Source organism: Delftia sp. 60, assembly GCF_002754395.1.
Classification (GTDB): domain Bacteria; phylum Pseudomonadota; class Gammaproteobacteria; order Burkholderiales; family Burkholderiaceae_C; genus Comamonas; species Comamonas acidovorans.
Genome location: NZ_PEFD01000001.1, coordinates 728,282 through 742,500, shown reverse-complemented (window position 1 = coordinate 742,500; position 14,219 = coordinate 728,282). Strand labels below are relative to the sequence as shown.

The following is a 14,219-nucleotide window of genomic DNA, read 5'->3' as shown; positions in this document are numbered from 1 at the left end:
TCCTGGACCGCGTCTCCACGCGCATCGTGGAGCTGGATCGTGGAACGCTGCGCTCCTATCCCGGCAATTTCGTTCAATACCAGCAAACCAAGGAAGATCAGCTGGCCCAGGAAGCCGTGATCAACGCCAAGGCCGACAAGCTGCTGGCCCAGGAGGAGGTGTGGATCCGCAAGGGCGTGGAGGCGCGCCGCACGCGCAGCCAGAGCCGCATCGGCCGATTGGAGCAGTTGCGGGCCAACCGCGCTGCCCGCCGTGATGTGCTGGGCGGGGTGAAGATGGACATTGCCTCGGGCCGGGGCGATGGCTACCAGGGCAAGATCGTGGCCGAGCTGACCGATGTGGCCAAGTCCTTTGGCGACAAGCAGATCGTCTCGCATTTCAGCGCCACCATCCTGCGCGGTGACAAGGTGGGACTGATCGGGCCCAACGGTGCCGGCAAGACGACGCTGCTCAAGATGATTCTGGGCGAACTGGCGCCTGACAGCGGCAACGTGCGGCTGGGTGCGAATCTGCAGGTGGCTTACTTCGACCAGATGCGGCACCAGATCAACATGGATGCCACGCTGGAGGACTTCATCAGCCCTGGCAGCGAGTGGATAGAGATCGGCAACCAGAAAAAGCACGTGAAGAGCTATCTGTCGGATTTCCTGTTTTCTCCGGCACGCGCTCACTCTCCTGTGCGTTCACTGTCCGGCGGCGAGCGCAACCGCCTGTTGCTGGCACGCCTGTTTGCCCGCCCGCGAATGTGCTGGTTCTGGACGAGCCGACCAACGACCTCGATATCGAGACGCTGGAGATGCTGGAAGACCTGCTGCAGAACTACGACGGCACGGTGTTCCTGGTCAGCCATGACCGCAGTTTCCTGGACAACGTGGTCACCAGCACCATTGCCTGGGAAGGGCCGGGCAAGTGGCGCGAATACGAAGGCGGCGTGCAGGACTGGCTGGACCAGTCGCGCCGCAGCCAGGATCTGGCCGAGGCTGCACAGCCCAAGCCTGCCAAGGAAGAGGCCAAGCCGACGGCGGTGCGCAGCGACAGCAAGCCCAAGCGCAAGCTCAGCTACAAGGAGCAGCGCGAGCTCGATCAGTTGCCCGAAACCATTGCATCGCTGGAGGCGGAGCAGAAATCCATTCGCGAGGCCCTCGCCGACGGCTCGCTGTATGCCAACGACAACTCCCGCGCCGTTCAGTTGCACCAGCGCGATGGCGAGATCGATGAGCAGCTGATGGAGGCACTGGAGCGCTGGAGCGCCTTGTCCGAGTAAGCAACGTGTCGAACTGACAAAAAAAGAGCGCCATGCGCTCTTTTTTTCATGGAGGCCGCCAGAGCGGGCCGTTGCGCTCAGATGCGGTGGTGCACCTGGTCCGAACCTATGCGCAGCTTGCCCAGCAAGGCGGCGGCGATCTGGTTGAGGGGCAGCACTTCGTCGGCAGCGCCGTGGGCGATGGCCTCGCGCGGCATGCCGAAGACGATGCAGCTGGCCTCGTCCTGCACGAGGTTGTAGCTGCCTGCATCGCGCATTTCGCGCATGGCGACCGCACCATCGGCGCCCATGCCGGTGAGCATGATGCCGTAGGCGTTGCGGCCCGCGCAGGCGGCCACCGACTTGAACAGCACTTCGACCGAAGGCTTGTGGCGATTCACCGGCGGGCTGTCATCGACCACGGCGACATAGTTGGCGCCGCTGCGCTGCACGGAGAAATGCTTGCCACCCGGGGCGATATAGGCATGACCGGGCAGCAGACGCTCGCCGTGCTGCGCTTCCTTCACGGTCATCTGGCACAGGCTGTTGAGCCGGGCCGCGAAGCTGGTGGTGAAGCCCGGCGGCATGTGCTGGGTGATGACGATGGCCGGGCAGTCGGCCGGCAGATGGGTGAGCACTTCGCGGATGGCCTCGGTGCCGCCCGTAGAGGCGCCGATGGCAACCAGCTTCTCCGTGGAAAGCCGCCCGAGCAGCGACGTCGGTGCAGCCTGGCGCGGCACGGCCGAACCTGCAGAGGAAGCGACCGGCGCTGCCGCGCTGCCTGCGGCAGAGGCTGCACTGCGGGGAGCCACCGGCAGACGCCGTACCTGGGCCACGGCAGCAACGCGGATCTTGTCCACGATCTGCGCGGCCAGTTCCTGCAGGCCGTTGGAGACACCCACGCGCGGCTTGGCCACGAAGTCGATGGCGCCCAGCTCCAGTGCACGCATGGTGACCTCGGCGCCGCGTTCGGTCAGCGTGGAGATCATGACCACCGGCATGGGACGCAGGCGCATGAGCCGGCCCAGGAAGTCGATGCCATCCATGCGCGGCATTTCCACATCGAGCGTGATCACGTCGGGATTCATCTCGCGGATCATTTCGCGTGCGATCAGCGGGTCATTGGCCGAGCCGATGCATTCCATGTCGTGCTGGCGATTGATGATCTCGGACAGCAGACTGCGTACCAACGCAGAGTCGTCCACCACGATCACCCTGATTTTCCTGTCCATTCCTTTGAACCTTCCTCAAAACAGGTCGACCGAGCCGCCTGCCGTATTGCGTGCCACGACGGCTGCATTGCCGCGTGTGAATTCCTGCTGTACCAGCTCCTCCGGATGGGCATGTGCCAGGCGCTTGACCATGGCCTTGCCGCTGGCGGGGAAGAACACCACCTTGCGAGGGTAGATATCCAGCACATCCTCCGAGACGATGGGGATGCGTTCGGTCTGCAGGTACTGCGTGACGAAGGCGGTATTGCGTTCGCCCACGTTCATGGTGGTGAAGTTGTGCATCACCTGCCCGCCGCCGAAGATCTTGGCCTGCAGCGACTCGCGCCGGGCACCGAGCTTGAGCATTTCGTTGATCAGCAACTCCATGGCGTACGAGCCGTAGCGGCCCGATGCATCGGCAGAGTCGCCGTCGGGCAGCATGAAATGGTTCATGCCGCCCACGCGCATGGTGCGGTCCCAGATGCAGGCCGAGATGCAAGAGCCCAGCACGGTGACCAGGATCACGTCCTCGTTGGAGACAAAGTATTCGCCGGGCAGCACCTTGACGGCGTTGTGCTGGAAATGCGGGTCGTAATAGAAGAACGAAGCCTCGCCAGGGTAGCGCTGCTGGCGCTTGAGCTGCTCCAGCGAGGAACGCGGCACCGGATCGCCCGGCGCCGGATAGTCTGCAGCGGTATAGCTGTTGATGCGGGGCATCCGGCGACGCTCCGAGGGCGCCGGTGGCGGTGCGAAGGCAGGGCGGTCTCCGATCATGGGAGCACCCCCTGGCGTGCGGCAGGACCTGCGTCAGCGGCGCTCATAGACGGTCTTCCCCTTGAGCGTGAACAGATCGCGCGATTCACTGAAGTTCTCGGCATGCCCGACGAACAACAGGCCACCGGGCTTCATCACGCGGTGGATGCGCTCCAGCACGCGGCGCTGCGTGGCCGCGTCGAAGTAGATCATCACGTTGCGGCAGAAGACCACGTCGAAGGGGTCGCGGAACGGCCAGTCGTCACGGATCAGGTTGACGTTGAGAAACTCCACCAGGCGGCGCAGTTCGGGCTTGACGCGCACCAGGCCCGCATTGCCGGCCTTGCCCCGCAGGAAAAAGCGGTGCAGGCGCTCGGCGCTCATGCCCTTGATGCTTTCGGCGCGGTAGACGCCGGCCGATGCCGTGTCCAGCACGCGCGAGTCGATGTCGCTGGCCTGCAGCTGAAAGCTAGGCGTGGCACCCAGCGCTTCCAGCGCCGTCATGACGATGGAGTAAGGCTCTTCCCCAGTCGAGGCCGCATTGCACCAGACCTTCCAGGCCGTGCCGGCCGGCTTGCTGCGCAGATGCTGGGCAAAGATCTCGAAATGGTGCTGCTCGCGAAAGAACGCCGTGAGATTGGTGGTCAGCGCGTTCACGAACTCCTGCCACTCCACGCCGTCGGACTGCGACTCCAGCCAGTCCAGGTAGGTGGAGAAGCTGTCGTAGCCCGTCTCGCGCAGGCGCCGCGACAGGCGGCTGTAGACCATGGCGTGCTTGCCATCGTGCAGGCTGATGCCGGCCCGCTGGTAGATCAACGCCTGTACGCGGGCAAAGTCCCGCGACGACCATTCGAATTCGCGCCCCTGGGCCAGGGGCCCGTTGGCATCCCCGTCGTCGGCGACGGGACGTGCGGCCAGTGCCGCATTGGATGAGCCGGATCGCATGAGGGCGCTCAGTGCAAGAACGGGTCTCAGTCGACCGAGGCGACCAGGCCCATGTCCACGTTGTTCATGAGCTTTTCGATGTCCAGCAGGATGAGCATGCGCTCGCCCACGGAACCCAGGCCCAGAATGCAGCCGCTGTCGATGGCGCTTTCGATGTCCGGCGCGGGGCGCACGGCTTCGGGAGCCAGTTCCATCACGTCGCTGACCGAGTCCACCACGATGCCCACCACGCGGTTGCGCAGGTTCAGGATGATGACGACGGTGAAGCTGTTGTATTCGACCTGGGAGCAGTTGAACTTCAGCCGCATGTCCACGATGGGCACGATGGTGCCGCGCAGATTGACCACGCCCTTGATGAATTCCGGCGCATTGGCAATGCGGGTCGGCGGCTCGTAGCCGCGGATTTCCTGCACCTTCAGGATGTCGATGCCGTATTCCTCCTGGTCCAGGCGGAAGGTCAGGTACTCGCGCGCGCCGGTGGCGACGCCTTCTGCGGTCTTAGCGATCACGCTCATTGCTCAGCTCCTCAACTGTCGGGCCCGCGCCGTGGTGGCGAAGGCCATGGTTTCTTGGCGGCGCGCAGGCACTGCCTGCGGCGCCGTCGATTGTGGTCAGGTATCCCTGTCCCGTTCAGTGGCGTGCACGACGCACCAGCGCGCCGGTGTCCAGAATCAACGCCACCGTGCCATCGCCCAGGATGGTGGCGCCCGAAACGTTGGGCACCTTGCGGTAGTTCGATTCCAGGTTCTTGACCACCACCTGGTGCTGGCCCAGCAGCTCGTCGACCAGCAAGGCCACGCGGCTGCCGTCGGACTCGACCACCACCATGATGTTGCTGGACTGGCTGGTGTCGCTGCGCGGCACGCGGAAGGTCTTTTCCAGCGCGAACACGGGCATGTACTCGTCGCGGACCTTGACCAGCTGCGTGCCGTTGGCCACGGTGTTCACGTCTTCGGCCTTGACCAGGAAGGACTCGACCACCGAGGACAGCGGCAGGATGTAGACCTCGTCGCTGACGCCGACCGACATGCCATCCATGATGGCCAGGGTCAGTGGCAGGCGAACGGCCACGCGCATGCCCTTGCCCTGGGTGGACTCGATCTCGACCGAGCCGCCCAGCGCCGCGATATTGCGCTTGACCACGTCCATGCCCACGCCGCGCCCGGACACGTCGGTGACCACGTCGGCCGTGGAGAAGCCCGGCGCGAAGATCAGCTGCCAGACCTCCTGATCGGGCATGTTGTCCGAGACATCCATGCCGCGCTCGCGGGCCTTCTGCAGAATCCGCTCGCGGTTCATGCCGCGCCCGTCGTCGCGCACCTCGATGACGATGGAGCCGCCCTGATGGGAGGCTGCCAGCGTCAGCGTGCCGTGCTCGGACTTGCCGGCCGCCAGGCGGTCCTCGGGCATTTCGATGCCGTGGTCCACGCTGTTGCGCACCAGATGGGTCAGCGGGTCGGTGATCTTTTCGACCAGTCCCTTGTCCAGCTCCGTGGCCTCGCCCAGCGTGATCAGGTCGATCTTCTTGCCCAGCTTGCCGGCCAGGTCGCGCAGCATGCGCGGGAAACGGCTGAACACGGTGGACATGGGAATCATGCGGATGGACATCACCGATTCCTGCAGATCGCGCGTATTGCGATCCAGGTCGGCCAGGCCTGCCAGCAGTTGCTGGTAGGCCGATGCGTCCAGTCCATGGCTGTTTTGCGCCAGCATGGCCTGGGTGATGACCAGCTCGCCCACCAGGTTGATGAGCTGGTCGACCTTGGACACCGACACGCGGATGCTGGTGGACTCCATCTGCGCCTGCTGCGTCTGGGCCGCCGTCTTGGCGGCGGGCTTGGCCACGGCGCCGGCCGGCTGGATGGCCAGCGCGCCATCGGCCTGGGGCATGCCGGGTGCGCCGTTGAAGAAGCCATAGGCCTCATCGGCAGGCGGGATGGCGGCCGAGGCCAGGGCGGCATCGGGGTCGTGCGCATGCTCTTCAGCGGCCAGGGCTTGCGCCGCCACCGCTGCGGGTGCTGCCTCGGCAGGGGCTCCGGCCGCCGTGATGCGGACCTGCTCCTTGGCCACGTGGAAGGCGAACAGATCGAGCAGGTCGTCGTCGGTGGACGAGGTCTGCACGTCAAAGAGGCGGCTTTGCGGCTGATCGCAGGCCAGGTCCTCGATGCGTCCCAGGCCGGGAATGTCGCGGAACAGCTCCTTGATGGCCTCGGCCATCTCCAGGCGCTCCAGCGGACCGATCAGGATATGCAGCGAACGTCCGCCGCTGCTGGGTGCCGTGCCGACGGCGCCGCCCGAGACAGGTGCTGCAGCAACCGGGGCCGGAGCCTGCGCTGGCGCAGCCACAGGGGCTGGAGCTGGGGTCGGTGCGGGAGCCGGCGCTGCCGCTGCAGGTACGGCGCTGCGGCCTTCCGCCAGCGTCTCGATGCGTGCCACCAGATCCGTGGTGGACAGGGCCTCGCCCTCGTTGCCGGCCTGGTGGCGTGCCAGCAGGCTGCGGCTGGCATCAGCCGACTCCAGCAACACATCGACCATCTCCGGAATCGGTGTGATCTCGTGCCGGCGCAGCCGGTCGAGCAGCGACTCCATGCGGTGCGTCAGCTCGGTCACGTCGGCAAAGCCGAAGGTGGCCGCCCCGCCCTTGATCGAGTGCGCGCATCGGAAGATGCCGTTGAGTTCCTCGTCATTGGCCGCTGACAGATCCAGATTCAGCAGCATCTGCTCCATCTGGTCGAGGTTCTCGGCCGCTTCTTCGAAGAAGATTTGATAGAACTGGCTCAGGTCGAAGTCTGCGCCCGCTCCTGCCCCATCCTGGTGTAGATCCGCCATCTTTGGTCCTGCTGTTTCCTGTTGCCCGTACTTATCGGCTCAACGCATTACTTTCTGAATGACTTCGATCAAACGGTTTGGATCGAAGGGCTTGACCAGCCAGCCCGTGGCGCCCGCGGCGCGTCCGGCCTGCTTCATCTGATCGCTGGATTCGGTGGTGAGAATGAGAATCGGCGTGTTCTGGAACTTGGGGTCTTCGCGCAGCTTGCGGGTCAGACCGATGCCATCCAGACGCGGCATGTTCTGGTCGGCCAGCACCAGGTCGACTTGTTCGAGCTGTGCCTTCTCGAGCGCATCCACGCCGTCAACCGCCTCCACAACGCGAAATCCCGCCCCTGCGAGGGTGAACGCCACCATCTTTCGCATCGAGGGGGAATCATCAACAGCCAGAATCGATCGCATGTATAGCTCCAACAGACGGGCAATAAAAGGTAGAAGAGTGCATGGTCAGTGGTCAGAACAGCTCGACCGAGCCAGCATCCATCTCGCTTTGCGTGACGGGATTGGGCCGGTCGGGTATCGCCGGCAGGCCCAGGGAATCGTCCTCCCCCTCGTCCACGCCCATGGTGGCTGCGGCCAACTGGAACGCGCAGCCTTGCAAAATCTTCGTAATATGGGCGATCAACTGGGAGGACATGTCGTGAAACTGCAACTCGGTCACCGCCAACCGAAGCGTGGACCGCGCGGCGTCCAGCTCGGGCAAGGCGCCTAGCGCCTCGCCGGCCAGCTGGCCGTGGGTCTCGTCGAAACGGTCCAGCAGGTTCTGCGTTGCATGATTGAGAAGGCCTTCCAGGCGCTGCAGATCGCGCATCGCCACCAGCAAGGCATCCTGCAGGTCTGCGGCCACCATGACGGGCATGGGGACGGCAGGCTCGCCCGAAGGCTTGTGCATTGACTGCATTGTTACTCCACCACCAGCGTTTCAGCCCAATGTTCGCCATGCTCTGCAGCATGGCCAGCCCTTGTCAATCGTCCCCAGGAATGCAGCGCATCCCTTGATATACACGACCACTTGCATTTATGTTCCAAAATGTATCTCATGATAGCGCCCCCGGGGATGCCAGACCACCGCACAAGCCCTTGCGCATACTGCACATCGAGGATTCGGCGGCCGACCAGGCGCTGGCGCGGCTGAGCCTGCTGCGCGGCGGGCTGGTCTGCGAGATTGTCGCGGTCGACCTGCTCGATGATGCCGCAGCCGCGCTGCAGAGCCAGGCATTCGACCTCATCCTGGCCGACTACCACCTGCCCGGCTTCACGGCGCTGGACGCCTGGGAGCTGGTGCGCCGCCAGCCTGGGCATCCGCCCTTTGTGCTGCTGTCGGGCGCCATCGGCGAGTCGGCCGCCGTGGACGTGATGCGCGAGGGCATCAGCGACTACCTGCTCAAGGACCACATCACGCGCCTGCCCCATGTGGTCTCGCATGCGCTGGAAGTGCACGAGGCCCGCCTGGCGCGCCGCCGCGCGGCGGCCGAGCTGGCGGCGTCCGAGCGGCGCCTGGCCGATCTGACCGAGCACCTGCAGACCTCCACCGAACGGGAACGCGCCAGCATTGCCCGCGAGATCCACGATGACATCGGCGGCTCGCTGACCTCGGTGAAGTTCGATGTGGCCTGGATTGCGCGCAATGCGCCTGAGGGCGGACTGCGCGAGCATGCGCTGGCCGCGCTGGAAATGCTGGAGCATGCGCTGGGTGCAAGCCAGCGCATCATGATGAACCTGCGCCCGCCCGTGCTGGACCAGGGGCTGGTGGCCGCCGTACAGTGGCTGGCCGAGAATTTCGAGCGCCGCACGGGCGTGCCCACCCGGATGCGCAGCAGCCGCGAGAGCATGGACATCGCGCCCGACATCCAGGTCGTGGCCTACCGCACGGCCCAGGAGGCGCTGACCAACGTCGGCAAATATGCCCAGGCGCGCCATGTGGACATCGATCTCTCGGACCGCGAAGGCTTTCTCACGCTGGAGGTGACGGACGACGGCGTGGGCCTGGCCGAAGGCGCGCGCGACAAGCCCGAATCCTTCGGTTTGCGCGGTCTGGGCGAGCGTGCGCGCACCGTTCAGGGCTGGCTGGATGTCAGCAGTCAAGCCGGGCGAGGAACCTCGGTCATCGTCTCCATTCCGCTGGACGATGGCGGCACTTGCCCTAATATCCCGGGCAATGAATGCTGAACGCCATGGCGGCGTGACCCTTTTTCCAGGAGGCCGACTTTGATCCACGTGGTGCTGTGCGACGACCATGCGGTGCTGCGCCGGGGCATCCGTGACACCCTGGCCGAGGCAGTGGACATCAGCGTCACCGCCGAAGCAGGCAGCTATGCCGAGCTGCGCGAACAGCTGCGCACCGCCACCTGCGACGTGCTGCTGCTGGACATCAACATGCCCGGCCGCAGTGGCCTGGAAGCCCTGGCCAGCGTGCGCGAAACCCATCCGCTGATCAAGGTGCTCATGGTCTCCATGTACCCCGAGGATCAGTACGCGCTGCGCTGCCTGAAGGCGGGCGCGCAGGGCTACGCCAACAAGGCAGGCGACCCGGTGTTGCTGATCGAGGCGGTGCGTACCGTGGCCACGGGGCGCAAGTACCTGACGTCCGAAGTGGCCCAGATGCTGGCCGACAGCCTGGCCCAGCCCGCACCCCAGGTGCCGCATGAAAGCCTGTCCGAGCGCGAGCTGCAGACGCTGATCAAGATCGCGGCCGGGCAGCGGCTGACCGACATCGCCACCGAGCTGATGCTCAGCCCCAAGACCGTCAGCGTCTACCGGGCGCGCGTGCTGGAAAAACTGCAGATGAGCAGCAATGCCGAACTCACGGCCTACGCCATCCACAACCAGCTGATCTGAGGCTTTTGCGGCCGACAGGACCGTAAATCTGTTGTTTTTCACAACTGCTTACATTGAAGTGCCAAATACCGCAATGCCGCGCTGCAGCAAGGCGACCAGGGGCTGCTCGAGCAGCGGCAGCGTGGCCATCAATCCCGTCAGGCCCACGGTGAGCGTGACCGGAAAACCCACGGCATAGATGTTCATCTGCGGCGCCACGCGCGAAATGATGCCCAGCACCAGGTTCACGAACAGCAGCATGGCGACCATGGGCAGGGCGATCCAGAAGGCACTGGCGAAGACCGCCGCCCCCATCTCGTGCAGCCGCATCTGGTTGATGGCCTGCAGGAAGCTGCCGTCCACAGGAAACGCCTCGTAACTCTTGAGCACGGCCATCAGCACCAGCAGGTGCCCGTTGATGACGATGAACAGCAGCGTGGAGATCTGGACCATGAAGCGCGCCACGGCGCTGAGCTGGGCATTGGTCGTGGGATCGAAGAAGCTGGCGAAGTTCAGGCCCATCTGCAGGCCGACCACCTCGCCCGCCACCTCCACGGCGGCAAACACCAGGCGCACGGCAAAGCCCACGGCCAGCCCCACGCCGACCTGCTGAATCAGCGTGCCCAGCGCCTGCGGCGAGTTGATGCCGATCACGGGCTGGTCGCCCAGCACGGGCTGCGCGCACACCGCGACCAGAAAGGCCAGGCCGATCTTCAGCCGCATGGGAATGACGCGCTGCGAGAACACGGGGGCCACGGAGAACATGGCCAGCACGCGCAGAAACGGCCAGAGAACGGGCGACAGCCACGCCACCAGTTGGGCTTCGCTGAAGGTGATCACAGTGGCGTTTCCAGTGCGCGGCGAAGGGCTCAGCCCACCGCCTGCGGAATGGTCTCGATGGTGCGGCGGATGAAGTCCACCAGCGTGCTCAGCATCCACGGGCCCGCAATGGCAAACACCAGCACGGCGGAGATGAGCTTGGGCACGAAGGCCAGCGTGGCCTCATGCACCTGGGTCACCGCCTGGAAGACGCTGACGGCCAGGCCCACGGCCAGCACCACGCCCAGCACGGGCATGGAGATCATGAGCAGCAAGGTCAGTGCCTCGCGGCCGAAGGTGAGCACGTATTGGGAGGTCATGGAAGGATTTCCAAAAAAGAGCGGGGCTAGACGGCGAAGCTGGCGGCCAGCGAGCCTATGAGCAGGTTCCAGCCATCGGCCAGCACGAAGAGCATGAGCTTGAACGGCAAGGCCACCAGCACGGGCGACAGCATCATCATGCCCAGGGACATGAGGATCGAGGACACGACCATGTCGATGACCAGGAAGGGGATGAAGATCATGAAGCCGATCTGGAACGCGGTCTTCAGCTCGCTGGTCACGAAGGCGGGCACCAGCACGCGCAGCGGTGCGGTCTCGCTGGTGACGCCTACATCGAGCTTGGCCAGCCGCGCGAACAGCGCAAAGTCCGACTGGCGCGTCTGCTTGAGCATGAAGTCGCGCATGGGCGCCTCGGCCTTCTCAATGGCCTGCTCGAAGGTCACGGCATTCGTGGTGTAGGGCACGTAGGCCTCCTGGTACACGCGGTCCAGGGTGGGGCCCATGACGAACAGCGTCAGGAACAGCGACAGGCCGATGATCACCTGGTTGGGCGGCGCCGACTGCGTGCCCAGCGCCTGGCGCATCAGCGACAGCACGATGACGATGCGGGTGAAGCCCGTCATCATCAAGAGGATGGCCGGCAGGAAGGACAGCGCCGTGAAGAACAGCAGGGTCTGGATGGGCACCGAAAAGCTGGTGCCACCGCTGCCCTGGCCGATGACCAGCGGAAGGCTGGCGGGCGCGCCCTGTGCCCAGGAGGCCAGGGGCGTGGCGCAGCACAGCGCCAGCGCTGCGGCGCCAGCGGCCTGGCTCAGCGTGCGCGCCGGGCGCTTGCAGGAATATTCAGACATTCGCACCGTCCGCAGGCAGGCTGCGCGCTTGCGCCATCGCAGCCGAAAAATCAGCAGGGGCCGGGGCCTGCAGCACATGCAGGCACTGGATGCTTTGCGCCGTGACGCCCAGCACCAGACGCACGGTCTGCGCGCCCTCGCCCACTTCCACCGTCACCACCCGCTGCTGCGGGCCCACGCCCACGGCGCCCAGCACCCGCGACTGCAGGCCGGCCGCGCCGCGCAGCGCAGCCGTGCGCTGCTGGAAGCGGCGCAGCAGCCAGGGCAGAGCGGCCATGGCCGTGACCAGGGCCACCACCGTGAGCAGGGTCGGCCACAGCGGGCCCATGCCGGCGCTCTCAGCCACGGCTGACCCGGCGCAAGCGCTCGGACGGCGTGACCACGTCGGTCAGGCGGATACCGAACTTGTCGTTGACCACCACCACCTCGCCCTGGGCGATCAGGTAGCCGTTGACCAGCACGTCCATGGGCTCGCCGGCCAGTGCGTCGAGTTCGACCACCGAGCCCTGGGCCAGTTGCAGGATGTACTTGATCGGCACCTTGGTGCGGCCCAGCTCCACCGACAGCTGCACCGGGATGTCCAGCACCATGTTGATGTCGTTGACCGGCACATCGCCGCCACCGGCGTAGGGACGCACGGGCTCGCCCGTCAGCGGGCCGCCCTGCTCCTCTTCCAGCTTGGCGTCGCGCTCGCGCTGCTCGTCCAATGCCTCTGCCCAGCCCGAGAACGGATCATCGCCAGCGGGCTTTTGCGTATCTTCAGTTGCCATTGTTTTCTCCCATCCAGCCAGCGTCGGCGCCACGCAGGCAGTTCTCGACGCGGATTGCGTACTTGTCGTTGTGAGTGCCGTACTGGCACTCGAAAATCGGGACGCCGCCAATGGAGGCGCGGATCAGCGGCTCGCGGTCGAGTTCGATGAAATCGCCGGGGCGCATGGCCAGCAGCTGCTCCACCGTGGCGTCGGCACGTGCCAGTTCGGCCACCAGGGTCACCTCGGCGGCCTGGATCTCGCGCTTGAGCACCTTGACCCAGCGGCGGTCCACTTCGATGGAGTCGCCCTGTGTCGAGGAATACAGCACATCACGGATGGGCTCCAGCGTTGCATAGGGCATGCAGATGTGGATGGAGCCCGAGATGTCGCCGATCTCCAGCTGAAAGGCCGTGGACACGACGATTTCGCTGGGCGTGGCGATGTTGGCGAACTGCGGTTGCATCTCCGACCGCTGGTAGCCCAGCTCCAGCGGATAGATGCCGTGCCAGGCCTTCTTGTATTCCTCGCAGATCACGTTGACCAGGCGGTTGATCACGCGCTGCTCGGTGTGCGAGAAGTCTCGCCCTTCGATACGCGTCTGCAGCCGGCCCGTGCCGCCGTACAGCGTATCGATGACACCGAACACCAGCGAGGGGTCGCAGACCACCAGGCCGCTGCCGCGCAGCGGACGGATGGCGACGATGTTGAAGTTGGTGGGCACCACCAGCTCGCGCAGGAAGGCGCTGTAGCGCTGCACCGACACCGTGCCCACGGACACTTCGGGACTGCGGCGGATGAAGTTGAACAGGCCGATGCGGAAGTTGCGGGCAAAGCGCTCGTTGACGATTTCCATCGTCGGCATGCGCCCGCGCACGATGCGCTCCTGGCTGGAGATGTCGTACTGGCGGATGATGCCCGCCTCGACCTCCTCGGTCGTGGATTTCTGGCTCTCGCCGGTCACACCCTCCAAAAGGGCATCGACTTCTTCCTGGGAGAGAAACGAATCGCTCATGGCGCCTGGCCTCCCCGGTTACTGGATGATGAAGCTGGAGAAGAGCACGCGGCGCACCGGGTTCTTGCCAGCGGAGGAGCGGCGGCGCTCGCCGTCTTCGTCCTCGGCATCCTCGTCGCGGCTGCGCTTCTTGGCCTTGGCCTGGTTGCCGTAGCCCAGCGGGGCCGAGACTTCGTTGAGCACGTCGGCGGCCAGGCGCTCCTTGCCTTCGCGCTCCAGCAGTTCCTCGGCCGTGCGCTGGGACACCAGCATCAGGATGCCGTTGCGGATGCTGGGCAGGTATTGCTTGACCGTGGTGGCCGTCTTCTCGTCGGCCAGCTCCAGCGTGATGCCGATCTGCACGAAGCGGTCGCCGCCCGTATCGGACAGATTGACCACCAGGTTGTCCAGCGGCAGGAAGGTGGGCACGGTAACGGCCGCCTTGCTGGCGCTGCCCTCTTCCTCATCGCCGCTGCTGTGGCGCTTGGACAGCAGGATGAAGGCAGCGGCCGCGCCTATGGCCAGGACGGCAATGATGACGATCAGCACGATCAGCTTCTTGCCCTTGGCCGGGGCGGGAGCTGCATTGTTGGCGGCATTGGGTGTGGCAGACACTGGAATTCCTCTGGGTGAGCGGGACCGCCACGCGCACGCGCTTCATGCGCGGCGCCATGACGCAGCAGGCCCATGGCAGGAATTATTCGGCGATTGGACCCCGGACCATGGC

Annotated in this window: 16 protein-coding genes and 1 pseudogene (1 of these 17 cut by a window edge); 3 read left to right on the top strand and 14 right to left on the bottom strand. The window is 65.3% G+C overall.

The window, feature by feature from the left end:
* Window positions 1-1,264 (top strand): annotated as a pseudogene (locus CLV01_RS03380) (ATP-binding cassette domain-containing protein) (it extends 613 nt beyond the left edge of the window).
* A 77-nt stretch (window positions 1,265-1,341) separates the two neighbouring features.
* Here the strand turns inward: CLV01_RS03380 and CLV01_RS03375 are convergent.
* The 7 genes from CLV01_RS03375 to CLV01_RS03345 form a co-directional block, all read right to left on the bottom strand.
* The gene (locus CLV01_RS03375) at window positions 1,342-2,475 is read right to left on the bottom strand and encodes a protein-glutamate methylesterase/protein-glutamine glutaminase (protein ID WP_013800377.1); all 1,134 of its coding nucleotides are present in this window, start codon (window positions 2,473-2,475) and stop codon (window positions 1,342-1,344) included.
* 15 nt (window positions 2,476-2,490) lie between these two features.
* Window positions 2,491-3,228, bottom strand: a complete 738-nt coding sequence (gene cheD / locus CLV01_RS03370) for a chemoreceptor glutamine deamidase CheD (protein ID WP_012202590.1) — start codon at window positions 3,226-3,228, stop codon at window positions 2,491-2,493.
* A 33-nt stretch (window positions 3,229-3,261) separates the two neighbouring features.
* Window positions 3,262-4,152, bottom strand: coding sequence for a CheR family methyltransferase (locus tag CLV01_RS03365; RefSeq protein ID WP_013800375.1), 891 nt, complete (start codon window positions 4,150-4,152; stop codon window positions 3,262-3,264).
* Between the two features lie 26 nt (window positions 4,153-4,178).
* On the bottom strand, window positions 4,179-4,667 hold the full coding sequence (locus CLV01_RS03360; RefSeq protein WP_012202588.1) for a chemotaxis protein CheW: 489 nt from the start codon (window positions 4,665-4,667) through the stop codon (window positions 4,179-4,181).
* Window positions 4,668-4,782: 115 nt separating this feature from the next.
* Window positions 4,783-6,981, bottom strand: a complete 2,199-nt coding sequence (locus CLV01_RS03355) for a chemotaxis protein CheW (RefSeq protein ID WP_099732392.1) — start codon at window positions 6,979-6,981, stop codon at window positions 4,783-4,785.
* A 39-nt stretch (window positions 6,982-7,020) separates the two neighbouring features.
* Window positions 7,021-7,383 (bottom strand): response regulator, encoded by a 363-nt coding sequence (locus CLV01_RS03350; protein WP_012202586.1) that lies wholly within the window; start codon window positions 7,381-7,383, stop codon window positions 7,021-7,023.
* Window positions 7,384-7,435: 52 nt separating this feature from the next.
* Entirely contained in the window at window positions 7,436-7,882 is a 447-nt protein-coding gene (locus CLV01_RS03345; RefSeq protein WP_012202585.1) for a hypothetical protein, read from the bottom strand.
* Between the two features lie 119 nt (window positions 7,883-8,001).
* On the opposite strand from CLV01_RS03345, the gene CLV01_RS03340 reads away from it, so the two are divergent.
* Both CLV01_RS03340 and CLV01_RS03335 read left to right on the top strand, forming a co-directional pair.
* Complete coding sequence (locus CLV01_RS03340; RefSeq protein WP_099732393.1) at window positions 8,002-9,150, top strand: hybrid sensor histidine kinase/response regulator; 1,149 nt, start codon at window positions 8,002-8,004, stop codon at window positions 9,148-9,150.
* A 39-nt stretch (window positions 9,151-9,189) separates the two neighbouring features.
* On the top strand, window positions 9,190-9,819 hold the full coding sequence (locus tag CLV01_RS03335; protein ID WP_012202583.1) for a response regulator: 630 nt from the start codon (window positions 9,190-9,192) through the stop codon (window positions 9,817-9,819).
* Between the two features lie 48 nt (window positions 9,820-9,867).
* On the opposite strand, the gene fliR is transcribed toward CLV01_RS03335, so the two are convergent.
* The 7 genes from fliR to CLV01_RS03300 are packed head-to-tail and all read right to left on the bottom strand — an operon-like array spanning window position 9,868 to window position 14,107.
* Window positions 9,868-10,638, bottom strand: coding sequence for a flagellar biosynthetic protein FliR (gene fliR / locus CLV01_RS03330; protein ID WP_012202582.1), 771 nt, complete (start codon window positions 10,636-10,638; stop codon window positions 9,868-9,870).
* Window positions 10,639-10,667: 29 nt separating this feature from the next.
* Window positions 10,668-10,937, bottom strand: coding sequence for a flagellar biosynthesis protein FliQ (fliQ, locus tag CLV01_RS03325; RefSeq protein ID WP_012202581.1), 270 nt, complete (start codon window positions 10,935-10,937; stop codon window positions 10,668-10,670).
* Window positions 10,938-10,963: 26 nt separating this feature from the next.
* Window positions 10,964-11,749 carry a flagellar type III secretion system pore protein FliP gene (gene fliP, locus CLV01_RS03320; protein WP_099732394.1) on the bottom strand — a complete coding sequence of 262 codons (786 nt, stop codon included), beginning with the start codon at window positions 11,747-11,749 and terminating at the stop codon, window positions 10,964-10,966.
* Window positions 11,742-12,077, bottom strand: coding sequence for a FliO/MopB family protein (locus CLV01_RS03315; RefSeq protein ID WP_012202579.1), 336 nt, complete (start codon window positions 12,075-12,077; stop codon window positions 11,742-11,744). The genes fliP and CLV01_RS03315 overlap by 8 nt, the downstream gene beginning before the upstream one ends.
* Before the next feature lie 10 nt (window positions 12,078-12,087).
* Complete coding sequence (gene fliN, locus CLV01_RS03310; RefSeq protein WP_013800372.1) at window positions 12,088-12,519, bottom strand: flagellar motor switch protein FliN; 432 nt, start codon at window positions 12,517-12,519, stop codon at window positions 12,088-12,090.
* Window positions 12,509-13,513: a flagellar motor switch protein FliM gene (gene fliM, locus CLV01_RS03305; RefSeq protein ID WP_012202577.1), complete on the bottom strand. Its 1,005-nt coding sequence runs from the start codon at window positions 13,511-13,513 to the stop codon at window positions 12,509-12,511. The genes fliN and fliM overlap by 11 nt, the downstream gene beginning before the upstream one ends.
* Window positions 13,514-13,531: 18 nt before the next feature.
* Window positions 13,532-14,107: a flagellar basal body-associated FliL family protein gene (locus tag CLV01_RS03300; RefSeq protein WP_012202576.1), complete on the bottom strand. Its 576-nt coding sequence runs from the start codon at window positions 14,105-14,107 to the stop codon at window positions 13,532-13,534.
* Between the last annotated feature and the right edge of the window lie 112 nt (window positions 14,108-14,219).